Below are 22,999 nucleotides of genomic sequence, written 5' to 3' on the forward strand. Positions count from 1 at the left end.
GTGGAGCCCCGGCCGCGCGGAGGCATGCGCCGACCGGGGCACTTGCCCGGTATTTCACGAAGCCGGAGAAGGGGTTGGGACCTCCGGACCCGAATGCCGGGCAATCTTGAACAAGAGGTTATGCGGGTGTGAGCTCGTGTTCCGACACCGGTTCGGATTGCGGTTCCAGCGACGGCGGCATGGGGGCCTTGATGCGGAACCAGGCGACGTAAAGTGCCGGAAGGAACAGGAGCGTCAGCAACGTGCCGACGATGATCCCGCCCATCATGGCGTAGGCCATCGGCCCCCAGAACACCTCATGGGCGATAGGGATCAGCGCCAGGCTTGCAGCGGCTGCCGTCAAGAGGATCGGCCGCGTGCGGTGCATAGTGGCTTCCACGACGGCTTCCCAAGGCGCCCAACCCTCCCTGCGAAGGTCCTCGATCTGAACGATCAGGATCACCGAGTTGCGGATGAGGATGCCGATCAGAGCCAGAACGCCGAGGATGGCAACGAAACCGAGGGGGGCGCCGCTCGGCAGCAAGGCCGCCACCACGCCGATGAGGCCGAGGGGAGCCACGGCGACAACCAGGAAAAGGCGAGAGAAGCTCTGCAACTGGATCATCAGGATCGTGGCCATCAGGAACAGCATCAGCGGAACCACGGCCGCGATCGGGCCCTGGGACTTGTTGCTTTCCTCAACCGGACCGGCGACGGCAACACCGTAACCTACCGGAAGTTCCTCGATGAATTTCTCGATGCCGGGGGTGAGTTGCTTGACGATCGTCGCAGGCTGGGTGTCATCTACGATGCTGCCGCGAATGGTGACCGTCGGCAGGCGGCTGCGGCGCCAGAGCACCGGCTGTTCGAGTTCGTAGCGGAAGGTCGCCACGGCCGCCAACGGCACGGATTGCCCTTTCTTTCCCGGAAGTTGCAGGTTCTGCAGCGTTTCTATGGAGCCGCGTTCCGGGCCGCTTGCCCGGCTCACGACATCAACGAGGTAAATGGAGTCGCGTACCTGGGTGATGGTGGTTCCGCCGACCACGCCGTTGAGGGCACCGGCGATTTCCCGAGAGCTCACCCCGAGCTGGCGCGCCTTGTCCTGCAGCACATCGACCTTGATAACGCGGGCCGGTTCGTTCCAGTTGAAGCCGACGTTGCTCACTAAGGGATGCTCGCCGACGATGGCCGCAAGCTGCCGGGAAAGTTCCCGCACGCGCTGGATGTCGGGGCCGCTCAGACGGTATTGCACCGGACGCCCCGCCGGCGGTCCGACCGCAAGCAGATCCACATAGATATCGAGACCGACAAATTCCTCCCGGGTCCAGATGTCGATCTTTTCCCGGAGCCGTTCACGGGCCTCGATGCTCTTCGTGACGATCACCATCTGGCCATAGTTGGGGTTCGACGGCTGCGGGTCGAAGGCCAGGATAAAGCGCACCGCGCTCCGGCCTACATAGGACGACCAGTGGTCGATGTCCGGGTCGTTCCTGAGTTTGGCCTCGAACCGGTCCATCTGTGCCCTGGTATCGGCGATCGAGGCGTTTTGCGGCAGTGTGAAGTCGACAAGAAGTTCGCTGCGGTCCGAGGACGGGAAGAACTGCTGTTCGACAAATTGCATGCCGTAGAGAGAGATGCAGAACAGCACGACGGTGACGCTGATGGTCAGCCAGCGCAGGCGCATGGCGCCCACCAGGACGCGGTTGAACATCGTGGAAAGACGGCTCGGCTTGTCGTGGTGTTTCTTCATGGTCTTCGGCAGCATTGTCACACCGAGCAAAGGCGTGAACAGCACGGCGACGATCCACGAGAGCAGCAGCGAGGCGGAGATCACGACGAAGAGCGTGAAGGTGAACTCGCCCGCGTTGCTGCTGTTGAGGCCCACCGGAATGAAACTTGCGACCGTCACCAGCGTACCGGTGAGCATGGGGAAGGCAGTCGAGGTATAGACCGCGGTCGCCGCCTTGCGCAGGCTGTCGCCCGCCTCGAGCCGTGCCACCATCATCTCGACGGCGATCATTGCATCGTCGACCAAAAGGCCAAGGGCGATGATGAGCGCGCCGAGCGAAATGCGCTGCAGCGAAATGCCCGTATACTGCATGATCACGAAGGTCATGGCGAGGACGAGCGGGATTGACAGCGCCACCACCAGCCCGGCACGCATCCCCAGGCTGATGAAGCTGACGGCCAGCACTATCGCCACGGCCTCGAACAGCGCCTTGGTGAAACCGCCCACGGCCTCCTCGACGATGACGGGCTGATCGGCAACGAGGTGAACGCCCACGCCAATCGGCAAATCGGCCGTGATCTGGTGCATCTGTTCCTGCAGCGCTTCGCCGAACTTGAGCAGGTTGGCGCCGGTCTTCATGCCGATGGCAAGGCCGATCGCCGGCTCGCCGCTGAACCGAAACAGGGACTGCGGCGGATCGACGTAGCCGCGGCTGATCTCGGCAATGTCGGCCAGGCGGAAGAACCGGTCGTTGACGCGCAGGTTCAAGTCGCGCAGATCCTCTTCCGAGGTGAACTCGCCGGAAACCCGGATGCTGATGCGTTCGCGGCCGGCTTCGATCACGCCGGAAGGCGCGATGGCATTTTGTGCCTGCAGCGTTGCGATCACGTCCTGCTGGTTGATCCCGAGCGCGGCCATCTCGCGGGTGGAGAATTCGAGGAAAATCACCTCATCCTGGGCACCGATCAGATTGACCTTGCCGACATCCGGAACAGTCAGAACCTTGGCGCGCACATCCTCGACATAGTCCCAGAGCTGCCGTTGCGAGAGCCCGTCTGCGGTGAAGGCGTAAACATTGCCGAAGACATCGCCGAAGTCGTCATCGAAGAACGGGCCAATGACACCTTGGGGAAGTTCCAAGGCGACGTCGTCGACCATGTTGCGAACGCGCATCCACACGCGCGACACATCTTGGCTTTTCACCGTGTCCTTCAGTTGGACGTAGATGACGGTCTTGCCGGCAGTCGTCTGGCTTTTGGTGTAGTCGAGCCCGTCGAGTTCCTCCAGCTTCTTCTCGATCCTGTCCGCGACCTGCCGGGCGGTGTCCTCGACCGTCGCCCCTGGCCACTGGGCCACGACAACCATGGTCTTGATGGTAAAGGAAGGATCTTCCTCGCGTCCGAGGTTGAGAAAGGCGAAAACGCCGGCGAAGGCGAAGGCGATCATGAAATACCAGACAAGCGAACGGTGCTCGAGAGCCCAGTCCGAGAGATTGAATCGGTTGGTCATTGGAAGGCTCCGTCCGTCAACTTGACTTTCTGGTTCGCGGTGAGGCTGTTGACGCCGGCGGTGACGATGCGCGTGCCGTCGGCGATGTCGTTGCGGACCCAAATCGAAGAGCTGTCGCGTGCGATGACAGTCAGGTCCTTGAGGGACACGGTCTGCGTGGCCGGATTGACGACCCAGACCATGGTCTTGCCGTCCCGCTCGAGCAGCGCCGTTGCCGGCAATTCGATGCCCGGAGCCGTATCCTCCGCCAGCGTGGCGGTGACTGTGGATCCGAGGCGGAAACGCTCGGGCGGGGCATCAAGCGTTATCTTGACGCGGCGCGTGCGTGTGGTCGCATCGGCCTGTGGTGCGATTTCCCGTGCAAGGCCGGAGACCCGCAGAGAAGGGTCGACTTGCAGCGCAATCTCGAAACGTGTCTGCAGCGGCAGGTTCCTGCCGATCGTCTCGGGCAGGTCGACCACGGCCTCGCGCAAGTCCGGCCGCGCAACCGAAACGACGGTCTGGCCCGGCTGCACTACTTGACCGAGTTCGGCCGAAACGTCGGTCACGACGCCGTCGAAGTTGGCGAGAAGTTCACTGTAGCCGAGCTGTTCGTCTGCCTTGGCGAGATAGGCCCTGGCGCGGATGACGTCCGCACGGGCCGTTTCTAATGCCTGTGTCGCGTCATCGAATTGAGCCTGATTGGCAACATCCTGCTGCAGCAGCTTGCGCAAGCGCCTCTCAGCGGCCTTCCCGTTCTCGAGGCGGGCGCTCGCACTGGCGAGATCCGCCTTGGCCGAGCGCACGGCCAGTTCAAAAGTCAGCGGATCGAGTGCCGCCAGGCGCTGGCCCTTCTTGACGCGTTCGCCGACATTGACATCGCGGCTGACGATGCGTCCAAGGACTCTGAAACCGAGGTCTGAGCTGTAGCGCGCCTCGACGGTGCCGGCAAAGCCGGTCGTTTGCGCCTGCTGCGGGGCCACCGCGATCGAAAGCACCGGCCGGACCGGCGCCGTCTCGCCTTCATGCTCGTCCTGGCAGCCGGCGAGCATGGCGGCGGTGCCAAGCATGGTGAGCGTGATGAGGGTCGGCTTCATTTGCCTGGTCCTTCCGTGAGTGCAACCACCTGATTGGGGTGCAGGAACTGCGCCCCCGCCCTGACAACCAGCTCGCCTGGACGGAGACCTTCGCGGACCAGGATCCGACGCGTTTCGTAGCTCTCGATGGTGACCGGTTTAAGCGCGACTGCCTTCGTCGACGGATCCACGGTCCAGACGGCCGGCTGCCCGTTCCAGCTGGCAAGAGTGCTCCAGGACACCTCGACCCGCTCTCGGGCCTGCAGCCGGCTCTCGCCTACAACCGCGGCTCCCAAAGTCATCGCGGCGGGCGGCTGATCGACCCCGATCTTGACCCTGACGGTGCCGGTGTCCCGGTCGACGGTCGGGGAGATCTCACGCACGATCCCGGGTGCAACAACCGACGGATCAGAAACCAGGGTCAGCTTGACGTCGCGGCTTGCGGGCGTGCGGGCGAAAAAGGATTCGTGGACGTTGAAGACCGCGTCGCGCGGTCCGTCATGGGCGATCGAAAAGACGGTCCGGGCTTCCTGCACGACCTGCCCCGCCTCCGCTTCGCAGGTGGTGATGACGCCGGCAACTCCGGCGCGCAGCACCGTGTCGGTCAGCCGGTCGCGAGCGGTAGCGAGCTGGGCCCTGGCATCGGCAAGCGAGGCTTGAGCCGTCCGAAAAGCCTGTTCGGCGTCATCATGGTCCCGTTGCGGCGTGAAGCCGCGTGCGAGAAGGGCTTTCTTGCGCTCGAAATTCGACGTTGCCTGCCGCAAAACGGCTTCAGCCGACTGGACGGTCGCCTCGGCGGCGCTGACGCTTGCCTCCTGCTGTTCCGGATCAAGCCGCGCCAGAACCTGACCTGCGGCGACATGATCGCCGACATCGGCCAGGCGTTCGCTGATCCGGCCTGCGACCTTGAAGGACAGATTGCTATCCACCCGGGCGCGGATCTCGCCGGTCAACCGCACGATCGGCGCAAAATCCGCCAGAACGGCCTTTTCGACCTGAACAACCGTCGGCAGGTTTTCGGGACCCGTCGCCTCGTCCTTGCATGCGGAAAGGCTCGCGGCGGCGAGCAATGCGGCGCAGCAGACCGGGATCCGCCGGTGACTGATATATCCCATGACCTGCCCCTTTTCTGGTGCTGGAGCCAAATTCTGGCGGGGAAATAGGCCTTGCCGACCGGTCAGTCCAATATATTATTGTTGATGTAATAATATAATTTTTATATCAATAGCTTTCTTGACGGAAACCGGCATGCTGACCGGTGCGCAGCGCCGGTGCAGACTTGAGTGGCAGTCACAGGCCGCCGAAACCCGCGGCGGAACCCGAGAGGGCACTCGAAACCCAACTTTGGCAGAGGGTATCAATATGGATCTGCGCCAGCTCCGGTACTTCGTGGCGACAGCCGAGGAACTCCATTTCGGGCGGGCCGCGGAGAGACTGCACATAGCCCAGCCGGCCTTAAGCATCCAGATCAAGGGGCTGGAGGAGACGCTCGGCGTCAAGCTGCTCGACCGGACCAACCGGAGTGTCGCCCTGACGAAGGCCGGCACGCTTTTCCTGACAGAGGCGCGGCGTACCCTGGCGCAGGCACAGCATGCCGCCGAAGTGGCCCGCCGGGCGGGGCGCGGAGAAATCGGACGGATCGAGATCGGCTATTCGGTCGACGTGTCCTATTCCGGAGTGCTCTCGAAGGCACTGCGCGAGTACCGCAAAACGGCCCCGGATGTCGAACTTGGACTTCATGAGCTCCATCCGAGCACACAGATCGCCCAGTTGCAGGAGGGCCGCATCGAGGTCGGCTTTGTCGCCAGTTTCGTCGGCAACCCAGCCTGGAAGCTGCCGCCCGAACTGGACACTATCCGTCTGATGGAATGGCCGTTGCGGCTTGCACTGCCCGCGGATCACGCCCTGGCAAAACGCGCCCGGATCCCGCGCGAAGCGCTCGCCGACGAACCGTTTATCGCCTACGTGGGTTCCGACATCGAACAAGACCGGGCGCTGGTGCAACTGACGCTCGGATTTACTCCGCGCGTCGTGCATGAAACGCGCAGTGCCTTTTCGCTGGTGAGTCTGGTTGGTGCAGGTCTTGGCGTCGCGATCGTGCCCGGATCCGTGAGCACCTACAGCGTCGGCGAGCACGTTGTCTACCGGCCCTTGTCCGGAAACACCATCCAGGTCGCCACCGATCTGGTGTTCAAGTGCGATGGGCAGAGCCCGACGGTCAGCAAGTTTCTTCAAACCCTTCGCGTGACTGAGGCTTTCGGAACCGGCAATCCGGGCAAGGCCCGGTCCGTGCCTCGTGCCACAACTTCGCCGGTTCGGCACCGGTAGAAGCGGCTGGCCTCGTGGCCATGCGCTTTGCCGTTTCCTGCCGTTCCGCCGGACGCCCGGACCTCCGGGCGGCACCGCTCCGCATCCTGGCAGCCGGCAACAGCGCGAACGTCGCGTCGTTTTTCATATTGACCAAAAAGTCAATTTGACATAATTGGGCGAAAACTCTACCCCATGCGCGCCACGCTGGCCTTCCGGTGCCGACGAAACGGATCCTGCGAAGCGCAGTCAGGACATGCAACTGTGCCGACTTTCCCTGTTCGATCCTGTGGCCAATGGTGCCCCAGGGCGCGCGTTACTCCTGCGCTTACCTTGATCCTGCTCCTGGGTCTGGCGCTTTCGGGTTGCGCTACACGACCGCAGAATGTTTTTCAGCCGCTTGCCGCCGCTGCGAGCGATGCCAGCCACGTCGACATGATGGTCGCAACAACCCGCAAGGCGTCGGAGGACCCGGGCCGGCTCTATTCCGGCGAGCGGGGCGAAACGATCTCGCTCAACAATATCGTGATCTCGGTGCCGCCGGACCGGAACCGCAAGGCGGGCCAGGTCCAGTGGCCGAATCGGCTCCCTGCGAATCCAGAAGAGGAGTTCGCCGTCCTTGATGTCGGGAAGATCACCACGGAAAAGCAGGCGCATTCGTGGTTCCGGAAGAACCGCAACAGGAAGGGTCAAGTGGTCATCTTCGTCCACGGTTTCAACAATTCCTACGCCGACGCCGTGTTTCGATTTGCCCAGATCATGCATGACGCAGGCACGGATGCCGCGCCCATTCTGTTCACATGGCCGTCCAGGGGCAGCGTTTTCGACTATTTCTATGACAAAGAGAGCACCAATTATTCACGGCGCGCGCTGGAAGACCTGATACTTCAGGTCACCAGGAGCCCGGACATCGCCGATGTCACCATCCTCGCTCATTCCATGGGGACCTGGCTTGCAGCGGAAGCGCTGCGGGGTGTCGCCATGCGTGAGAAATCAATCCCGTCCAAGGTGAGGACAGTCGTGCTTGCGTCGCCTGATATCGACGTCGACGTGTTCCGTCGGCAGTTCATCGAGATGGGGCCCAAGCGGCCGTTATTCGCGATCCTGACGTCGCCCCAGGACAAGGCGCTCGGCTTGTCGCGATGGCTGTCGGGGGGTGTCGAACGTATCGGAGGAACGGATCTCAGACCCTATGCAGATGTCCTCGCTGAGATGGGTGTCATGGTCATCGACACGAGCGCCATCGCGTCCGGCGACCCGCTCGGCCATACCACTTTTGCGGACAGTCCAGAGATCGTGCGGCTGCTCGGGCGCCGACTGGCCGGGCAGCCCATGGAAGGCCGCGCTGAAAGCATTTCCGGCCGGGTGGGTCAGGTTTTCGCCAATTCGGCGGTGATCGATACTCTTCGCCGGGACTTTTCTCCGAGCCCCGGGGAGATCGTGGACGGAAGTGTTTCCTACTAGGTCGAAAAGGGGCCGGCTTTGTCTTCTAGGGAAATCCTGACCCATAGGCCACAAACAGACTTTCTACGCAGTCGCAAACTGGACGCTCCAGTTGAACTCAATCAGGCAACTCTATATTTCAAGCTGGATCAACCATGAAAATCAATCCTGCACGTCGAGCCGAAATCGGGCGTGAGAAGCGAGCGCGAACACGAGCGCAGCTTGTTGCCGCCGCCAGGGGATTATTTGCCGGGCAGACACCGGAATCCGTTACCGTTGACGATGTTGTTCGGGAGGCGGGCGTCGCCAAGGGAACCTTCTACGTTCATTTCGAAAGTCTGGACTCTCTGATAGGAGCGGTCGGAGAGGAACTGGTGTCCTCCTTCGACGATCTGCTTCAACCGGGCAGGCTTTCTCTCGTCGATCCGGCCCAAAGAATTACCTTCGGCTGCCGGTCTTTTCTCCAGAAGGCGACAGCCAACCCGCATTGGGCGCGCCTCGCCGCCCGCATGGCCGCAATACCGGGCAACAGCGGAGAAACCCTCCGGCTCAGGCTTTTCGAGGATCTCGAGCACCTTTTTCCTGAGACGCCGGAGGCCGGCGCAACCGCGGAGCTACATCTGGAGATCGTCTTCGGGATCATGCTCCAACTCACGCAAGCGATCGGCGAGGGCAGGCTCTCGGCCGCGGACATGGATGCACCCGTCTACGCCATCCTTCGCGCGATCGGGCTCAGCGACCGCAAGGCGAAGTCCACCCTGGATCGCGTGTCCCGCACGGGAAACGGTTTCTCCCAGTAGCCGCGATGCCAAACAGCCGGCGCTTGCTGCCGCGCTCCGCCGCTGCGTGAACCGTATGTGCCCCGAACTCTCTCCCGGTTTTCAGCGAAATTTGCCACGTGCCCAAGGCTTTGACAGGGAACACCGCATCCTTGTACGGTCCGTCCGTCGCGATGGCCTGCCGAAGGAACGGAGCCATGACGGTGCCAGTCCTCATTTTCAAATTAACTTTTTAGTCATTTTGATTAAATCGTCGGAACACTTGTTTACCCAAGCGCCGTCCGACAGCCCGAGAGCAGATGGCGAGCGGAATGATACCGCGAAAGCACGCTGATGGCAGGCGGTTCCCTGGACAAGCAGCCAGGGCTTGGAAGAGAGCCGGTTCGCGCGCAGTCGCAACACGGCGGCTCGTATCATTGCCCCAGGCAGATGCGGTTTCACATCGGAGATATTGGAATGCGACAGTTCGAAAATTGCCAGGATGGTGGGTGCGCCGGAAGAGACGACCGGAAGGGAGGCCCTGTGTTTGAAGCCGGGACTTGGTGAAAATTTCGCGGTCCAGTCGGTCCCTCGGCCCAGCCGGATGGCATCAACCTGATCAAAGTCATGGCTCTTGGGATCGCCCCTCAGAATTTGTCGCTAACACATGGGTTTGGCCTCATGCCCGCGTTTGCGGATCGCCTCTCCCCGCAACAAATGGCTGACCTTGCCAACTATGTGCGCTCAGCCGTCGCCTTCGATGGGAAGACACTTCCCATTCTCAGATAAACGGACGTGGAGAGGATCCTTGACCAGCGTTGAGAGGCAGACTTCCTGACATCTCCTTGTCCAGCGCCTAACGGAAGTTGACCGGATGAGATGTTGGTACTTGGTACACGGAAGTTCCCACATCCCTTTGGATTTTCACATCAAATTTCGACCAGTCCATCCAGTCCATCATTGGCGCAACGGCAAAGACGGGGGGCGTGTAGAGACCGCCATGTTTCTGTTTTTCAGTGCCTTGCGACACGCTCTTCTCCGTCTTCGTCAAACATGCCTGCGTTGAAGCGATCCCATCGCGCAACGGCTGCAACGGCAGAGCTGTCTGCCGGAACTGGCCGTGGTTGTTTCGGAAGGCGGTGCCATATCATGGGATGGACCTATTTGGTAGCCACCCCTTCCCCGCCTGGTCGTAGCGGGAAAGGGGAGGGCAGACGTTAGGGCTCGCGTTTCGGCCCTTTGCCCTAGGAGCGAGCCTCGCGCGGTCCAGCCCTCAAGCCAAGACGGATCTGCTTTTCGATCTCGATGATGGCAAAGAAAACCACGCCGATGCCGACGATCAGAACCCCGTCCAGGAAGGGGACAGGCTCGGTTCCGAGGACAAACTGCAAGGGCGGCAGATAGGTCACGGCAAACTGCGCGACGGTGATGGCAATGACCACTGTCCAGACGACCCGGGTGCCTTTCACGGCCGCCCAGGTCAGCGATGTCCCGTGCATGTTGCGGATGAAGAACAGATGAAAGATCTCGAGCACAATGATGGTGTTCATCGAGATGGTCTGGGCCATCGCAAGCGAATGCCCCTTTGCCAGGGCATAGTTGAACATCCCGAACACGGCCACCACGAACAAGACGCCAACGAGAACGATGTGCCAGACCAGTGTCGCGGAGAGAAGCGGAGCATCCCGGCGGCGCGGCGGGCGGGCCATGGTGCCAGCCTCGGTCGGTTCGAACGCCAGCGCCAGGCCGAGTGTGACCGTGCAGATCAGGTTGACCCATAGGATCTGAACCGGCGTGATCGGCAGGGAGAGCCCCAGGAACAGGGCGAAGACAATCGGCAAGGCCTCGCCGACATTGGTCGGCAACGTCCAGCTGATCACCTTCTTGAGATTGTCCCAGACTGTCCGCCCCTCGCGCACAGCCGCTGCGATCGAGGCGAAATTGTCGTCTGCCAGGACCAGGTCCGACGCTTCCTTGGCAGCTTCCGAGCCCTTCAGGCCCATGGCAATACCGGCATCGGCGCGTTTCAGGGCCGGTGCGTCATTCACCCCGTCACCGGTCATGGCAACGGACAGGCCCCGCGCCTGCAAGGCGGTGACGAGACGCAGCTTGTGCTCCGGGCTGGTGCGGGCAAACACGTCCACGTCGACGACTTCCATCGCCAGCTGCGCTTCATCGAGCTTGTCGAGATCCGCACCCGTCAGGACCCGGCGGGTGTTCTCAAGTCCGATGTCGGCGGCAATGGCAGCGGCCGTGCCGGCATGGTCGCCGGTGATCATCTTGACCCGGATCCCGGCCGCCCGGCATTCGGCAACGGCGGCGATGGCTTCCGGACGTGGCGGATCGATCAGGCCGACGAGCCCGAGGAATTCCAGCCCGCCATCCAGCGCCTGCCGGTCGATCTCCTGTTGAGCCTCGGCCCGCTCGGCCAACGCCAGGACGCGCAACCCGCGACGGGCCATCGCTTCGGCCCGGTCGTGCCAGTGCGCCAGGTCAATATCCCGGCACATGCGCAGCACCCGCTCCGGCGCACCTTTGACATGGGTGACCAGTCCGTCCGGCCCTTCGGCCAGCACCGCCATGTAGCGGTGACGGCTGTCAAACGGGATGAGATCAAGCCGCTGGGCCGAGATGTCGCCTGCAGCCTTCCCGGCAAAGGCGAGCAAGGCACCTTCCATCGGGTCGCCTTCCACGATCCAGTGGCCGGCCTTGTCGCGCAAGGCTGCGTCATTGCACAGGGCTGCCGTACGGGCGATGCGCCCAAGGTCACCGCCTGGGCTGATCTCGCCGCTGGGCGCATAGCCCTCCCCCTTGACCTCGAAAGCAGCTTCCGGGGTTTCGACGGCGACAACCACCATCTCATTGCGGGTCAACGTGCCGGTCTTGTCGGTACAGATGACCGACACGGATCCGATGGCTTCAATCGCCGGAAGGCGGCGCACAATGGCATGCCGTTTGGCCATCGCCTGCACACCGATGGCCAGCGTGATGGTCGTGACCGCCGGCAATCCTTCCGGAATGGCGGCCACGGCAACACCGACAACCGCCATGAACAAGCCGGAGAACTCAAGACCGGCGAGGAAATAGCCCCAGGCCAGAAGGATCCCCGCGGCCAGCACGATCAGCAGCGACAACCACCTGGCGAAATGGTCCATCTGTTCGACCAGCGGAGTGGTGAGCGTTTCCACACTCGACAGCAACCCGCCGATACGGCCGATTTCCGTTCCCTCCCCCGTGGCGACCACGAGACCACGCCCGGCGCCTTGCGTCACCAGGGTGCCCGACCACAACATGGAGCGGCGGTCGCCGAGCGGAGCGTCCGGGGCCACCGGAGACACCGTCTTGTCGACGGGAACGGACTCGCCCGTCAGGATCGCCTCCTGCACGCTCAGCCCATGCGCATCAAGCAGACGCAGGTCGGCCGGCACCTTGTCGCCCGCTTCGAGCAAAACCACATCGCCGGGCACAAGATCAGCCCCGTCCACCGAGATCCGCTTGCCATCGCGCAGGACCGCCGCCTTGGGTGCCAGCATGCTGCGGATCGCTGCCATGGCAGCTTCCGCCTTGCCCTCCTGGATAAAACCGATGAAGGCGTTGGCGACGACGACCGCAAGGATGACGCCCGTATCCACCCAATGCTGCAAAAGGGCCGTGACCAACGCAGAGCCAAGCAGCACATAGATCAACACATTCTGGAACTGGGCGAGCAGGCGAACCAGCCGCCCGCGCCCCCGGCTCTCGGGCAGCCGGTTGGGTCCGTATGTGCGCAGCCGGCGTTCGGCCTCGGCAGACGACAAACCACTGCGATCCGCGTCAAGCGTCTCCAGACAGGCCTCGGCCGGCTGGCTATGCGGTGAATTCAAGGTCATGGGAAAGCCTCATCTTGACTTGCAGCGGCCGGGCATCGTCGACGCTGTTCCGTTGATAGGGGCGGACACCTTCATCCGGCATCTCGGGAGATCGGTTGGGACTTGTGGTGCAATTCTGCGGATCAGGCCGTTGCACGGCCCTCCGCTGCGATTTCGGGGATCTGCGTCCGTTCTTCCGCCGTCCAAGGCTTGCCGGCCCCACCAGCCTGCCGCCCAAAGACAGTCATGCATCACGATCCTTGTTGCACAGCGCCTCGCCGCTACCGGAGAGCCTTGGCACCGTTTCATGACGGCGCAAAAACAGATCGAGGTCGCAGTCAGCGATCCGCCATCCTTTGCCGATATCGATCGCGCGCAGGTCGCCGGTCTTGATCCAGTGACGAACCGTCGCCTCGGCAATCTGTAGCCGGTCCGCCACGTCCTTGACCGTCTGATATTTCTCGCTTGGCATCGCTGAACGTTCCCAACCTCGTTTTGGTGAAGCATAGCGACGTTTGACAACACTGGATTGAGCTGGATCAATTCAACTCAGGTTCGTAAGTGTTTGGATCAGAAAGACGAAACACAGAGGCTAGGAACGGAGACACGGAGCGATGCAGCGGATCATGCTGGCCACGGACTTTTCTGAACGCTCCGACCGCGCCTTGCGCCGTGCGGTGCTGCTTGCGCACCAGACCGGAGCTGTTCTCGATCTCCTGCATGTCGTGGATGATGATCGGCCGCGCCGCATCGTCGACCATGAGCTTGCAGATACGCGATTGCTGCTGCGGGATCTGGCTCAGTCGCTGCAGGATGTGGATGGGATCCGCTGCGAGACCAGCGTCACGCTCGCCGACCCGTTCTCCGGTATTGTCAAGGCTGCTGCCGAGCGCGGGCCCGACCTGCTGGTCCTCGGCCCGCACCGGCGGCAGGTCCTGCGCGATGCCTTTATCGGCACCACAGCCGAACGGACGATCAGATCTGTCGACTGTCCGGTCCTGATGGTCAATGGCCCGCCGGTCGGCCCCTGGCGCCATGTCCTGCTGACCACGGACCTGTCCGACGCCTCCAGGATGGCACTCAGCCGGTTCGCCAGGCTTGACCTTGCGGCCTCGGCACGCTGCAGTATCCTGCATGTCTTTGAAGCGACGGTGCTCCGTCTGGCAATGGCCGGCACAGTGGCCGGGGCAGATCGGGAGAGCTTCCTGTCAGGCCAGCGCAATACGTCCCGTCGCGAGCTGGCCGAGTTCCTGGAAGGCTTGTCGCCGCTTCAGGCGGATTTGCATGTCCGGCATGATGAAAGCGATTGCGCAACCGAAGTCCTGACGGCAGCGCGGGAGTTCAATGCAGATTTGCTTGTGGTGACGGCCCACGGCAAGAGCGCCCTTGCGCGGATGGTCCTTGGCAGCGTCACATCCGACATCCTGAAATCGGCCGAGATCGATGTCCTGACGCTGCCGGTAAAGCAAAAGTAAAAGTCCCGGCCGGCAGGAACAACGGACGGCTGCCTTGTCGCCGCCCGTCCCCTTCCGCTCGAGAACGTCGTCAGCATATCCAGCAGCTGCAAGCAACTGCAGAGACTTCCTGCTAGCCCCCAGCAAACCCGAGGCGTTCACTGACCTCGCCATGAACCGCCAGCGATGCGGCTGCAATCAGCGGCCCCTTCTGGACGCGGGCACCGTGATAGGACGAACCATCGGCAAGCCGTGCGATCCCACCGGCTTCCTCGACCGCCAGCGCCCCGGCGATGTGATCCCAGGGCTGCAGGTTGGCGCTGAGGTTGAAGTCAACGCGGCCCTGTGCCAGCAGGCGGTACTCGTGGCAGGAGCAGCGCAGCGATGTCGCCCGGCCCAGCTCAGCCATGCCCGCTGCAATGCGCGGCCGGTCTTGCCTTGGAAACAGGAACAGCGGCACGAAGCCGGCAACGCCCTGTTCCGCCGGGCCCTGCTGCACCGACAGCCGTTCAGCCACGCTGCCCGGCCGGGCAAAGAACGCGCCTGCCCCGCGTTCGGCCATGACCCAGTCATCGCCGAGCGGGTCATAGAGAAGGCCGAACACCGGCTCGCCGCGCCTCAGCACCGCGATGATGACGCCGAACACCGCGAGGCCATTGGCAAAGTTCCAGGTGCCGTCGACCGGATCGCAAACGATCGCCAGTTCCGCCTGCGGCAAGTCCTCCAGCAGGCGCCGGTCGGCGGAGACCGCCTCTTCGCCGAGGAACAGGGCCTGCGGCATGAGGCGCGCGCAGGCCTCGCGCAGGCGCTGTTCCATCTGCCGGTCCGCCTCGGTCACCAGATCATCCGGCGCGGACTTTGCCGCAATCATGTCGGAGGACAGCCGGCGGAAGCGCGGCAGAATTTCTTCCGCCGCGCCTGCCCGCACCTCGTCGATCAGCCAGTCCCAGATCTTGGGCGACGGTGTCGTCAAGCCGCTGCTCCCTGACGTTTGATCCAGGCAGACAGCAGATCGGGAATGTCCGTCTGGAAAACCGAGACCCCGGCTTCAACCAGAACGCCCCAGATCGCATCGGGTTCATGTTCCGCGCGACTGTCGCTGAGCCCCACCGAACAGACGGGATCAAGCGTGTTGACCCAGACCGAGGTGCCGCCGGCGTTGAGCCGGCCAGCCGCTGCACGAAGGGTGTCGAGGCTGTCGAACTTCATTTCGGTCATCACCGCGCCGCTTTCCAGCACGCGGGCGACGTCATCAGCCCAGGTCTCAGCTGTCACGCGCAGCATCGGCATGACCATGACGCCTGTCGTCGCCTCGATGTGGCGCAGCCGGGCAAGGTCCTCAGCCGTACGCAACGGGAACTTGACATTTACCCGGGCCGCGGCCCCCAGTTCGGCAGCCGTTTCAGCGACCTTTTCGATCAGATGGGGGTGCTTCACATCGAGATCGAGAAAGCCACGGCCCTCCGCCTGCGCCAACACTTGGGCGAGGGTGGGAACCGGCTCGTCTGACGCAGCGGCATCGCTGCCGCCATCGCGCTCACGCAGCCTGAAGCTCGCCAACTCGGCCATGGTTCTGTCCGACGCCGCGCCGGCTTCGCCAGTCATCCGGTCCAGCGTGTCGTCATGCATCAGGAACAGAACGCCGTCGGCGCTCTCCTGGATGTCGATCTCGACAATCTGGTGCCCGGCATCGAAGGCCCGGCGAATGGCGAGAAGGCTGTTCTCGGGGCCGACGGTCCAGGCCCCGCGATGGGCAACAATCAACGGCTGGCGGTTCTTGCGGGCAACGAAGTCACGGTAATTCAACAACGATATGTCCTTTCGGTCAGGAGACAAGGCGAGCGCCGGTTTCGGCGTCGAAGAGATGCAGGGCGTGATCGGGAATGCCGAGGCCGGCATCGGATGGAACAGGCAGTCCGGCTGCAGTCTGAACGGCAACCTTCTGGCCATCGGGCAGGCGGAAGAACTGGACTGCATGCGAGCCGAGATCTTCCCGGTGCAGCGGGACAAGTGATGCCCCTCCAGCGTCCAGAACCACAGCTTCCGGTCGGACGCCGGCCAGAACGGCGCCCTGGTGGGTGGATGCGGCAAGCGGTGTACCATCGCCGAGCCGCAGCCAGGTGCCGTCCCCCATTGCCGTGATGAGGCTCATTGGCGGATGGCCGATGAAGCTGGCGACGAAGCGTGTGGCCGGACGGTGGTAGATGTCAGCCGGGGTCCCGATCTGCTCGACCCGGCCGGCGTTCATGACGACGATCTGGTCGGCCAGCGTCAGCGCTTCGGCCTGGTCATGGGTAACGAACACCGTCGTCGCGCCGATACGCCGGTGCAGGTCGGCAAGTTCCGCCCGGGTTTCATGGCGCAGCAGCGCGTCGAGGTTCGACAGGGGCTCGTCAAACAGCATCACCTGCGGCGCCCGCACGATGGCGCGGGCAATCGCCACACGCTGCCTTTGACCGCCAGACAGTTCCGAGGGGCGGCGGGCGAGCAGATCGCCAAGGCCAACCACACGCGCTGCTTCGGCAATCCGGGTCATGCGCTCGCGGCGCGGCACACCGGCAACCTTCAGCGGATAGCCGATGTTGTCGCCGGCCGTCATGTGCGGATAGAGCGCATAGGACTGGAACACCATGGCGCAGCCCCGGTCGCGCGGCGGCAGGTCCTGCACTTTCCGTCCGCCGATCTCGATCTCCCCGCCAGAGACGGCTTCCAGCCCGGCAATGAGGTTCAAGAGCGTGGACTTGCCGCAACCGGACGGTCCCAGGATCACGGTAAAGGCGCCGGCCGCAAAGGTCAGGTCGAGCGGCGGCAGCACCTCGGTCGCGCCGAAGCGCTTGGCAACGCCTTTCAGCGCGATTTCAGCGGCTTGTGTCATGTCATTTCTCCGAGAGGGCATAGCCGCGCACGATGAAGCGCTGCAGCAGGGCAACCATGGCCAGCGGAATGGCCGAGACAACGAGGGCTCCGGCCATGATCAGCGGATAGTCCGGCACCGCCCCAGGCATGTCATTGGCCAGCCGGGACAGGCCGACGACCGCCGTCTGCATGTCGGGGCGCGAGGCGGCGACCAGCGGCCAGAGGTACTGGGTCCAGGCGCCCAGGAACATCATGATGAACAGGGCAATGAGCGGGGCGCGCGACAGCGGCAGCAGGATGTCGACGGCAAAACGGAGCGGCCCCGCCCCGTCCATCACGGCGGCCCGGGGCAGGTCGCGCGGCATCGCCAGAAAGGCCTGACGGAACAGGAACGTGCCCGTGCCATGCGCCACCAGCGGGGCGGCGAGCCCGAACCAGGTGTCCAGCACCGAGAGGCGCATCAGCGGCCCGATGCCGAACAGCTCCAGCAGGATGTTCGCCGGCATGCCGACATCGGCGGCGACCTGATAGGTGGTGATCACCCGCAGGTCGAGCGGCAGCATGATGGTGACCAGCGTCAGGGCGAACAGCGCCCCGCCCCAGCGGATCTGGAAGAACACGATCGCCAGCGCGGTCATGAAGGCGAAGAGGCATTTCAGCGTCGCGACCAGAGTGGCCGAGACGAGGGAATTGACCAGCTGGCCTGGAAGCGACGTCTCGGTGAAGACGCGGGCGATATTGGCGGCAAGCTGCCCGCCGGGCAGCCAGCTCAGCCCACCGGTCAGCACTGTTTCATAGGCTTGCGTGGCGGTGATGAAGGCCACGACGAGCGGCAGCAGGACAAACCCCATCCCGAGCGCCAGGATCAACCCGGCGACACGGTCTATGCTCTTGGTGTTCTCGACCATGTCAGCGCTCGTATCTTACGCGGCGTTCCAGAACGAGGAACTGGAAAGCCGTCAGGATCAGGACAAAGATCATCAGCAGGGCCGTCTGGGTCGCAGCGCCCGACAGGTCATAGCCACGGAAGCCGTCGGAATAGATTTTGTACACCAGAAGTGTAGTAGATCCGCCCGGACCACCCTCGGTCATCGAGTCGATCAGGCCAAAGGCACCGGTGACGCTTTCGGTGAATTCCAGGGCGAAGGTCAGGAACAGTTGCGGGGCGATCAGCGGCAGCTGGACATCGCGCAGCCGGCGCCAGGGGCCCGCTCCATCCAACGCTGCCGCCCTGTGCAGCACCTGCGGCACGGCCTGAAGGCCGGAGAGCAGCACGACGAAGTTGAACGGAATCCCGCCCCAGATATGGGCCACGACAATCATCGTGAAGGCGTCCGTCCCGTCGATGCGCGGGTTCCAGATCCCCGGAAACATCGCATTGAGCGGCGCCAGCAGGCCCAGGAACGGATTGAAGATGAAAACGAACACAAGTCCGATCGAGGCCCCGGCCACGCCCTTCGGCCAGACCAGGACGTTGCGCGCCGGGCTGCTCAACCGGATGTGCCGGTCCGCCGCCAGCGCCAGGATCAGCGGGATGACGATGGCGAGCGTGGAGCCGATCACCATGAAGACAAAGGTCAGGCGCAACGATCCCCAGAACTCCGGATCGCCCAGCACTCTGGCGTAATTCTGCAGGCCGACAAACTCCGATCCCCCACCAAACGGACGCTCCAGCGTGAACGACCAGTAGAAGGCGAGATAGACCGGCAGATAGAAGAACAGCGCAATCAGCAGCGTCTGCGGCAGGATAAGAGCAAAGGCCAGCCAGCGCTGGGGAAACAGGGCGAGCATCAAGGATCCTTCCGGGAAAAGGACCAGCCCCTGACGCGCATGGCCAGGGGCTGGGCCGCTCTGTTTACGGCAGGGTCACGCCGGCATAGGTCGCCTGGAAGCGGCGCAGCAGCTCGTCACCGCGGGTCTTGGCGCTGTCGAGGGCTGCCTGCATCGGCTTCTCGCCGTTGAAGGCCTTCTGCGTCTCTTCCATGAAGATGTCGCGGAACTGCACGAAGAAGCCGAGCCGGATGCCGCGGCTGTATTCGTTGCCGGCCACGTCCATCGAGCCGACGCCCAGTTCTGCCACCGCAAAAGCCGGATCCGAGGCCCGGTCGGTCGTCTTGATCAGGTCAAGCGCGGCCTGGGTCACCGGCACGTAGCCGGTCGCCTTGACGAACTCGAGCTGCGGAGCCGGATCGCGCAGGTAGTCCAGGAACGCCTTTGCTGCTGCGGTCTGCTCGGCGCCATGCCCCTTCATGACATAGATCGAGGCGCCACCAACCAGCGTGTTGCGGCGCTCGACGCCGTCATACATCGGCGCCAGACCCACCATCAGCTTGTCGCCGAGCGCGGCGAGATGGCTGGAATAGCCGCCCGTCGAGTTCTCGATCATGGCGCATTCGCCAGCGTTGAAGGCATCGCCGAACTTGCCGGCGCGGGTGTCGGCAGCAAGACGGACGAGCCCGTCCTTGCGCCAGCCGGCAAGGTTTTCCAGATGCTTGGCCGGCAGGCCGGCATTGAAGGCGTACTCCGCATCGAGGCCGGCAAAGCCGTTGCCCTTGGTGGCGACCGGTGCGCCGTGACGGGCCGCAAACTGCTCCAGCACGCGCCAGGGATGGCCGTCGGTGGCATAGGGGCAGGCATGGCCGGCATCGCGCAGCTTGGTCGCGACCTCGATCACGCCTTCCCAGGTGGTCGGCAGCTCGCTCACACCAACGGAGGCCAGCGCTTCGCGGTTGCCGTAGAAGATCAGGGTCGAGGCATTGTAGGGCTGCGACCACAGCGCGCCCTTCGACGTCTCGTAATAGGAGCGCGCGCCGCCGATGTAGCTGTTCCAGTCGACGTCCGGCAGCACCGCCGAGACGGGCACCACGGCGTTGGACAGCAGGAGGTCGAGCGTACCGGCGTCAAAGAACTGGATCAGCACCGGGTGTGTGCCGGAGCGATAGGCCGCAATCGCCTTCTGCATGGCAACCTCGTAGCCGCCCTGCCCGACGCAGGTGACTTTGTGCTCGCTCTGGGCAGCGTTGAAGCCGGCGCAATTGGCCTGGATAGCCTCTTCGATCTTGCCGGTATTGCCATACCAGAACTCGAAATCGGTTGCGGAGGCGGGGCTTGAAAGGGCAGTGCAAGCCAGCGCGCACAGCGCAAAAGCTGTAGTTCGGATCATGATGAGGGCTCCTCATGGGGCAGTGGTGAAGGCAGGCGCATTACTACACTTTAAGTGTGACAATGCCGTGACGTGGGACGCCTTTGCAGCCGACCTGCCCTGTGCTTTAAATCCGGGCATGACCTATGATCCCGTTTCCCTGATTTCGCCCCGCTTCCTGCGTTCCAGCGACCCGTGTGAGGTCGTATCGGACAACGAGCGCGCCTTGCTGCGCCTGGCGCGGGCCTATCCGGGCCACTCTCGCTCCGAAATCGCCGCGCGCCTGCCGCTGGCGCAGCAGTCCGTGCACCGGATCATCGATGCCCTTGCCGAACGCGGCCTGATCCTGCTCGGCAGCCCGAGGCCCGGCACCGGCCGCGGCCAGCCGAGCCCGACCGTGTCGCTCAATCCGGAATTCGCCTGGACGGTGGGCCTGTCGGTCAACACGGACCGCGCCGGTTTGTGCCTGATGCCATTTGCTGGGCCGGCCGAAACGGTGTCCATCGACATTGGCGGACAGACCTTGACGGGCAGCCTAGACCGCATCCAGACGCGGCTGACCCAACTCCTCGACCAGCGCGGCGTTGCTGCCGAAAAGATCTTGGGGCTCAGCCTCGGCATTGCCGGCTACCGGATCGAGGGCACGGTCTACAACGCGCCGCTGCCCTTGCATGACTGGTCGCTGATCGAGCTGGGCCCGTTGCTGTCGCGCCGCTTCAACCTGCCGGTCTGGGTGGAAAACGGGGCCAGCACCGCCGCCGTTGGCGAGGCGATGCTGGGCGTCGGCCGCCACATCCAGAGCTTTGCCTATCTGTCGTTCAACTACGGCTTCGGCGGCGGGCTGATCCTGAACGGCGAGCTTTATGCCGGCTCGAATGGCAACGCCGGCGAGTTCAGTGGCCTGGCCGATGCGGAAGGGCACAAGCGACGCCCCGCCCTTCACCTGCTCATCGCTCGTCTCGAGGCCGAAGGCATGCATGTGCCGAGCCTGGAATGGCTGAGGCGCAACTTCCGTGCCGACTGGCCCGGCGTAGAAGCCTGGGTCGATGACGTCACGCCCTTCACCAACACGCTGCTCAACGCCATCTGGTCGGTGATCGACCCGCAGGCCATCGTCTTCGGCGGTGAAGTGCCGCGCAAGCTCGCAGACATGCTGATCGAGCGCGTCACTTTCAACAACAGCCCGCGCTACGGCAACCGCCGCCGGACGCCCAAGCTCATCGTCTCCGACCTCGAAGGCGAACCCTCTGCCGTCGGCGCCGCCGCCCTGCCCTTCAAGACCTGCGTCTTTTGAGCAATCCGGCCGGTCGCGATCTGTCTTGGCGTTTGTCTCTCGGCTCCCGCCCCATTTTCAGCATCTCGTCTTCAACACGCCGTTTCCAGAAACCGTGACATTGCCAGTTTCAATCTATATCTGTAACGCCACCTAGTGCTGCTTTTGCCAAACGGAAACCCAACGCTCTCATGGCCCTCGAACTTCTGATTGTCGTTCTCCTCACCCTGCTCAACGGCCTTCTGGCCATGTCGGAACTGGCGGTCGTCTCGTCCCGTCCGGCGCGCCTGAGGGTCGCGGCTGAGGCTGGATCGCGCGGGGCGGCGACGGCGCTGCGGCTGCAGGAGGATCCCGGCCGGTTCCTGTCCTCGGTACAGATCGGCATCACCCTGGTCGGCGTCCTGTCCGGCGCCTTCTCCGGCGCGACGCTTGGCGAGCGCCTGTCTGGCTTCCTGCTCACGCAAGGGGTGAGCGCGCCGCTGGCGGACGGGTTCGGTGTCGGCATCGTCGTCGTTGCCATCACCTATCTGTCGCTGATCATCGGCGAGTTGGTGCCCAAACAGGTCGCCCTGCGCAATCCCGAAGGCGTGGCCGCGCGGGTTGCCCCCTTGATGCTGCTCATATCGCGCGTGGCCGCACCGCTGGTGTTCTTGCTGAACGTATCGGGCAAGGCGGTTCTTGGTCTTTTGGGCCAAGGCGGTGAAACCGACGAGCGGGTGACGGAAGAGGAAGTGAAAAGCATCATCGCCGAAGCCGAAAGCGCCGGCGTGCTGGAAAGCGCCGAGCGCGACATGATCTCCGGCGTCATGCGCTTTGCCGACCGCACGGCACGCGCGCTGATGACCCCGCGCCGCGAGGTCGAAATCATCGACCTGTCCGATCCCCATGATGTCCTGCGCGCCCAGATCCGGGACACCCGGCGCACCCGCCTGCCGGTTCAGGACGGTGAGGCGGATGACATTGTCGGCGCCGTCCGCGTGCGCGACGTCATCGAGGCCTATGCTGCGAGCGACGAGCCGGACCTGCGCGCCCTGGTCCGCCCGGCCCCGATCGTCATCGACACAGCCCGCGCTCTTGACGTCCTCAAGGCCCTGCGCGCTGCCACGCTGCACATGGCGCTGGTGTTCGACGAGTACGGTCACTTCGAAGGTGTGATTTCCTCCAGCGACATTCTCGAAACCATCACCGGCGTGTTCCAGGACGAAGACAGCGATGACGAGCCCTCCTGCGTCCAGCGCGCCGACGGATCGTGGCTGGTCGCCGGCTGGATGCAGGTCGACGAAGCTGCGGACAAGCTCGGCCTGCCGGTCGACAAGGACCCCGACTTCGAAACGGTCGCCGGGCTGGTTCTCAGCGAACTGAATCACCTGCCGGTCGTCGGCGAGGTGTTCGACTATCGCGGCTGGCGCATCGAAGTCGTCGATCTCGACGGCCGCCGCATTGACAAGCTGCTGATGAGCCGGCTGGCGGACTGAAGCTGGGACTTCACACTCATTTAACTCTTCTCACAAAGGCGTGACATTAAAAGCAAACAGACACGGCAAACCCAAGAACGGGTTCAAGATATTATTAGAGCGTGTCGCGTTTAATTAGTTCCATATCCTGCGGCTTTGAAGAAGTTGTAGCATTCCTCATCGGTGAAGATG

General features: G+C 63.4%; 18 protein-coding genes. 7 read left to right on the forward strand and 11 right to left on the reverse strand.

What is annotated here, in order from left to right; genetic code table 11:
- Positions 1 to 118: 118 nt before the first annotated feature.
- The 3 genes from ACTIFE_RS18520 to ACTIFE_RS18530 are packed head-to-tail and all read right to left on the reverse strand — an operon-like array spanning position 119 to position 5,387.
- On the reverse strand, positions 119 to 3,217 hold the full coding sequence (locus ACTIFE_RS18520) for an efflux RND transporter permease subunit (protein ID WP_439530619.1): 3,099 nt from the start codon (positions 3,215 to 3,217) through the stop codon (positions 119 to 121).
- Positions 3,214 to 4,293 carry an efflux RND transporter periplasmic adaptor subunit gene (locus tag ACTIFE_RS18525; protein ID WP_439530620.1) on the reverse strand — a complete coding sequence of 360 codons (1,080 nt, stop codon included), beginning with the start codon at positions 4,291 to 4,293 and terminating at the stop codon, positions 3,214 to 3,216. Before ACTIFE_RS18525 ends, ACTIFE_RS18520 begins: the two co-directional genes overlap by 4 nt.
- Positions 4,290 to 5,387 carry an efflux RND transporter periplasmic adaptor subunit gene (locus tag ACTIFE_RS18530; protein ID WP_439530621.1) on the reverse strand — a complete coding sequence of 366 codons (1,098 nt, stop codon included), beginning with the start codon at positions 5,385 to 5,387 and terminating at the stop codon, positions 4,290 to 4,292. The genes ACTIFE_RS18525 and ACTIFE_RS18530 overlap by 4 nt, the downstream gene beginning before the upstream one ends.
- 247 nt (positions 5,388 to 5,634) lie before the next feature.
- Between ACTIFE_RS18530 and ACTIFE_RS18535 the strand changes: the two genes are divergently transcribed.
- The 4 genes from ACTIFE_RS18535 (at position 5,635) to ACTIFE_RS18550 (ending at position 9,569) form a co-directional block, all read left to right on the forward strand.
- Positions 5,635 to 6,600: a LysR substrate-binding domain-containing protein gene (locus ACTIFE_RS18535; protein WP_439530622.1), complete on the forward strand. Its 966-nt coding sequence runs from the start codon at positions 5,635 to 5,637 to the stop codon at positions 6,598 to 6,600.
- Positions 6,601 to 6,912: 312 nt separating this feature from the next.
- On the forward strand, positions 6,913 to 8,043 hold the full coding sequence (locus tag ACTIFE_RS18540) for an alpha/beta hydrolase (RefSeq protein WP_439530623.1): 1,131 nt from the start codon (positions 6,913 to 6,915) through the stop codon (positions 8,041 to 8,043).
- A 134-nt stretch (positions 8,044 to 8,177) separates the two neighbouring features.
- The gene (locus tag ACTIFE_RS18545) at positions 8,178 to 8,822 is read left to right on the forward strand and encodes a TetR/AcrR family transcriptional regulator (protein ID WP_439530624.1); all 645 of its coding nucleotides are present in this window, start codon (positions 8,178 to 8,180) and stop codon (positions 8,820 to 8,822) included.
- Between the two features lie 567 nt (positions 8,823 to 9,389).
- Positions 9,390 to 9,569 carry a c-type cytochrome gene (locus ACTIFE_RS18550; RefSeq protein WP_439530637.1) on the forward strand — a complete coding sequence of 60 codons (180 nt, stop codon included), beginning with the start codon at positions 9,390 to 9,392 and terminating at the stop codon, positions 9,567 to 9,569.
- 455 nt (positions 9,570 to 10,024) lie between these two features.
- Here ACTIFE_RS18550 and ACTIFE_RS18555 read toward each other — a convergent pair whose 3' ends face one another.
- Both ACTIFE_RS18555 and ACTIFE_RS18560 read right to left on the reverse strand, forming a co-directional pair.
- On the reverse strand, positions 10,025 to 12,649 hold the full coding sequence (locus ACTIFE_RS18555; RefSeq protein ID WP_439530625.1) for a cation-transporting P-type ATPase: 2,625 nt from the start codon (positions 12,647 to 12,649) through the stop codon (positions 10,025 to 10,027).
- A gap of 223 nt (positions 12,650 to 12,872) precedes the next feature.
- Positions 12,873 to 13,100 (reverse strand): helix-turn-helix domain-containing protein, encoded by a 228-nt coding sequence (locus tag ACTIFE_RS18560; protein WP_439530626.1) that lies wholly within the window; start codon positions 13,098 to 13,100, stop codon positions 12,873 to 12,875.
- A gap of 142 nt (positions 13,101 to 13,242) precedes the next feature.
- On the opposite strand from ACTIFE_RS18560, the gene ACTIFE_RS18565 reads away from it, so the two are divergent.
- Positions 13,243 to 14,103, forward strand: a complete 861-nt coding sequence (locus ACTIFE_RS18565) for a universal stress protein (RefSeq protein ID WP_439530627.1) — start codon at positions 13,243 to 13,245, stop codon at positions 14,101 to 14,103.
- Positions 14,104 to 14,215: 112 nt separating this feature from the next.
- Here ACTIFE_RS18565 and ACTIFE_RS18570 read toward each other — a convergent pair whose 3' ends face one another.
- The 6 genes from ACTIFE_RS18570 to ACTIFE_RS18595 all read right to left on the reverse strand — a co-directional run bounded on the left by ACTIFE_RS18570 (position 14,216) and on the right by ACTIFE_RS18595 (position 20,101).
- The gene (locus tag ACTIFE_RS18570) at positions 14,216 to 15,055 is read right to left on the reverse strand and encodes an inositol monophosphatase family protein (RefSeq protein ID WP_439530628.1); all 840 of its coding nucleotides are present in this window, start codon (positions 15,053 to 15,055) and stop codon (positions 14,216 to 14,218) included.
- The gene (locus ACTIFE_RS18575) at positions 15,052 to 15,888 is read right to left on the reverse strand and encodes a glycerophosphodiester phosphodiesterase family protein (RefSeq protein ID WP_439530629.1); all 837 of its coding nucleotides are present in this window, start codon (positions 15,886 to 15,888) and stop codon (positions 15,052 to 15,054) included. The genes ACTIFE_RS18570 and ACTIFE_RS18575 overlap by 4 nt, the downstream gene beginning before the upstream one ends.
- 19 nt (positions 15,889 to 15,907) lie before the next feature.
- On the reverse strand, positions 15,908 to 16,957 hold the full coding sequence (locus tag ACTIFE_RS18580; protein ID WP_439530630.1) for an ABC transporter ATP-binding protein: 1,050 nt from the start codon (positions 16,955 to 16,957) through the stop codon (positions 15,908 to 15,910).
- A gap of 1 nt (position 16,958) precedes the next feature.
- Complete coding sequence (locus tag ACTIFE_RS18585; RefSeq protein WP_439530631.1) at positions 16,959 to 17,846, reverse strand: carbohydrate ABC transporter permease; 888 nt, start codon at positions 17,844 to 17,846, stop codon at positions 16,959 to 16,961.
- Between the two features lies 1 nt (position 17,847).
- A complete protein-coding gene (locus ACTIFE_RS18590) occupies positions 17,848 to 18,729 on the reverse strand; it encodes a carbohydrate ABC transporter permease (protein WP_439530632.1) in 882 nt (293 codons plus the stop codon).
- Positions 18,730 to 18,793: 64 nt separating this feature from the next.
- The gene (locus ACTIFE_RS18595) at positions 18,794 to 20,101 is read right to left on the reverse strand and encodes an extracellular solute-binding protein (RefSeq protein ID WP_439530633.1); all 1,308 of its coding nucleotides are present in this window, start codon (positions 20,099 to 20,101) and stop codon (positions 18,794 to 18,796) included.
- A gap of 118 nt (positions 20,102 to 20,219) precedes the next feature.
- Between ACTIFE_RS18595 and ACTIFE_RS18600 the strand changes: the two genes are divergently transcribed.
- Together ACTIFE_RS18600 and ACTIFE_RS18605 are read left to right on the forward strand one after the other, a co-directional pair.
- Complete coding sequence (locus tag ACTIFE_RS18600; protein ID WP_439530634.1) at positions 20,220 to 21,374, forward strand: ROK family transcriptional regulator; 1,155 nt, start codon at positions 20,220 to 20,222, stop codon at positions 21,372 to 21,374.
- 170 nt (positions 21,375 to 21,544) lie between these two features.
- A complete protein-coding gene (locus tag ACTIFE_RS18605; protein ID WP_439530635.1) occupies positions 21,545 to 22,828 on the forward strand; it encodes a hemolysin family protein in 1,284 nt (427 codons plus the stop codon).
- The last annotated feature ends 171 nt before the right edge of the window (positions 22,829 to 22,999 follow it).

Source organism: Pannonibacter sp. (assembly GCF_051860505.1).
GTDB lineage: Bacteria > Pseudomonadota > Alphaproteobacteria > Rhizobiales > Stappiaceae > Pannonibacter.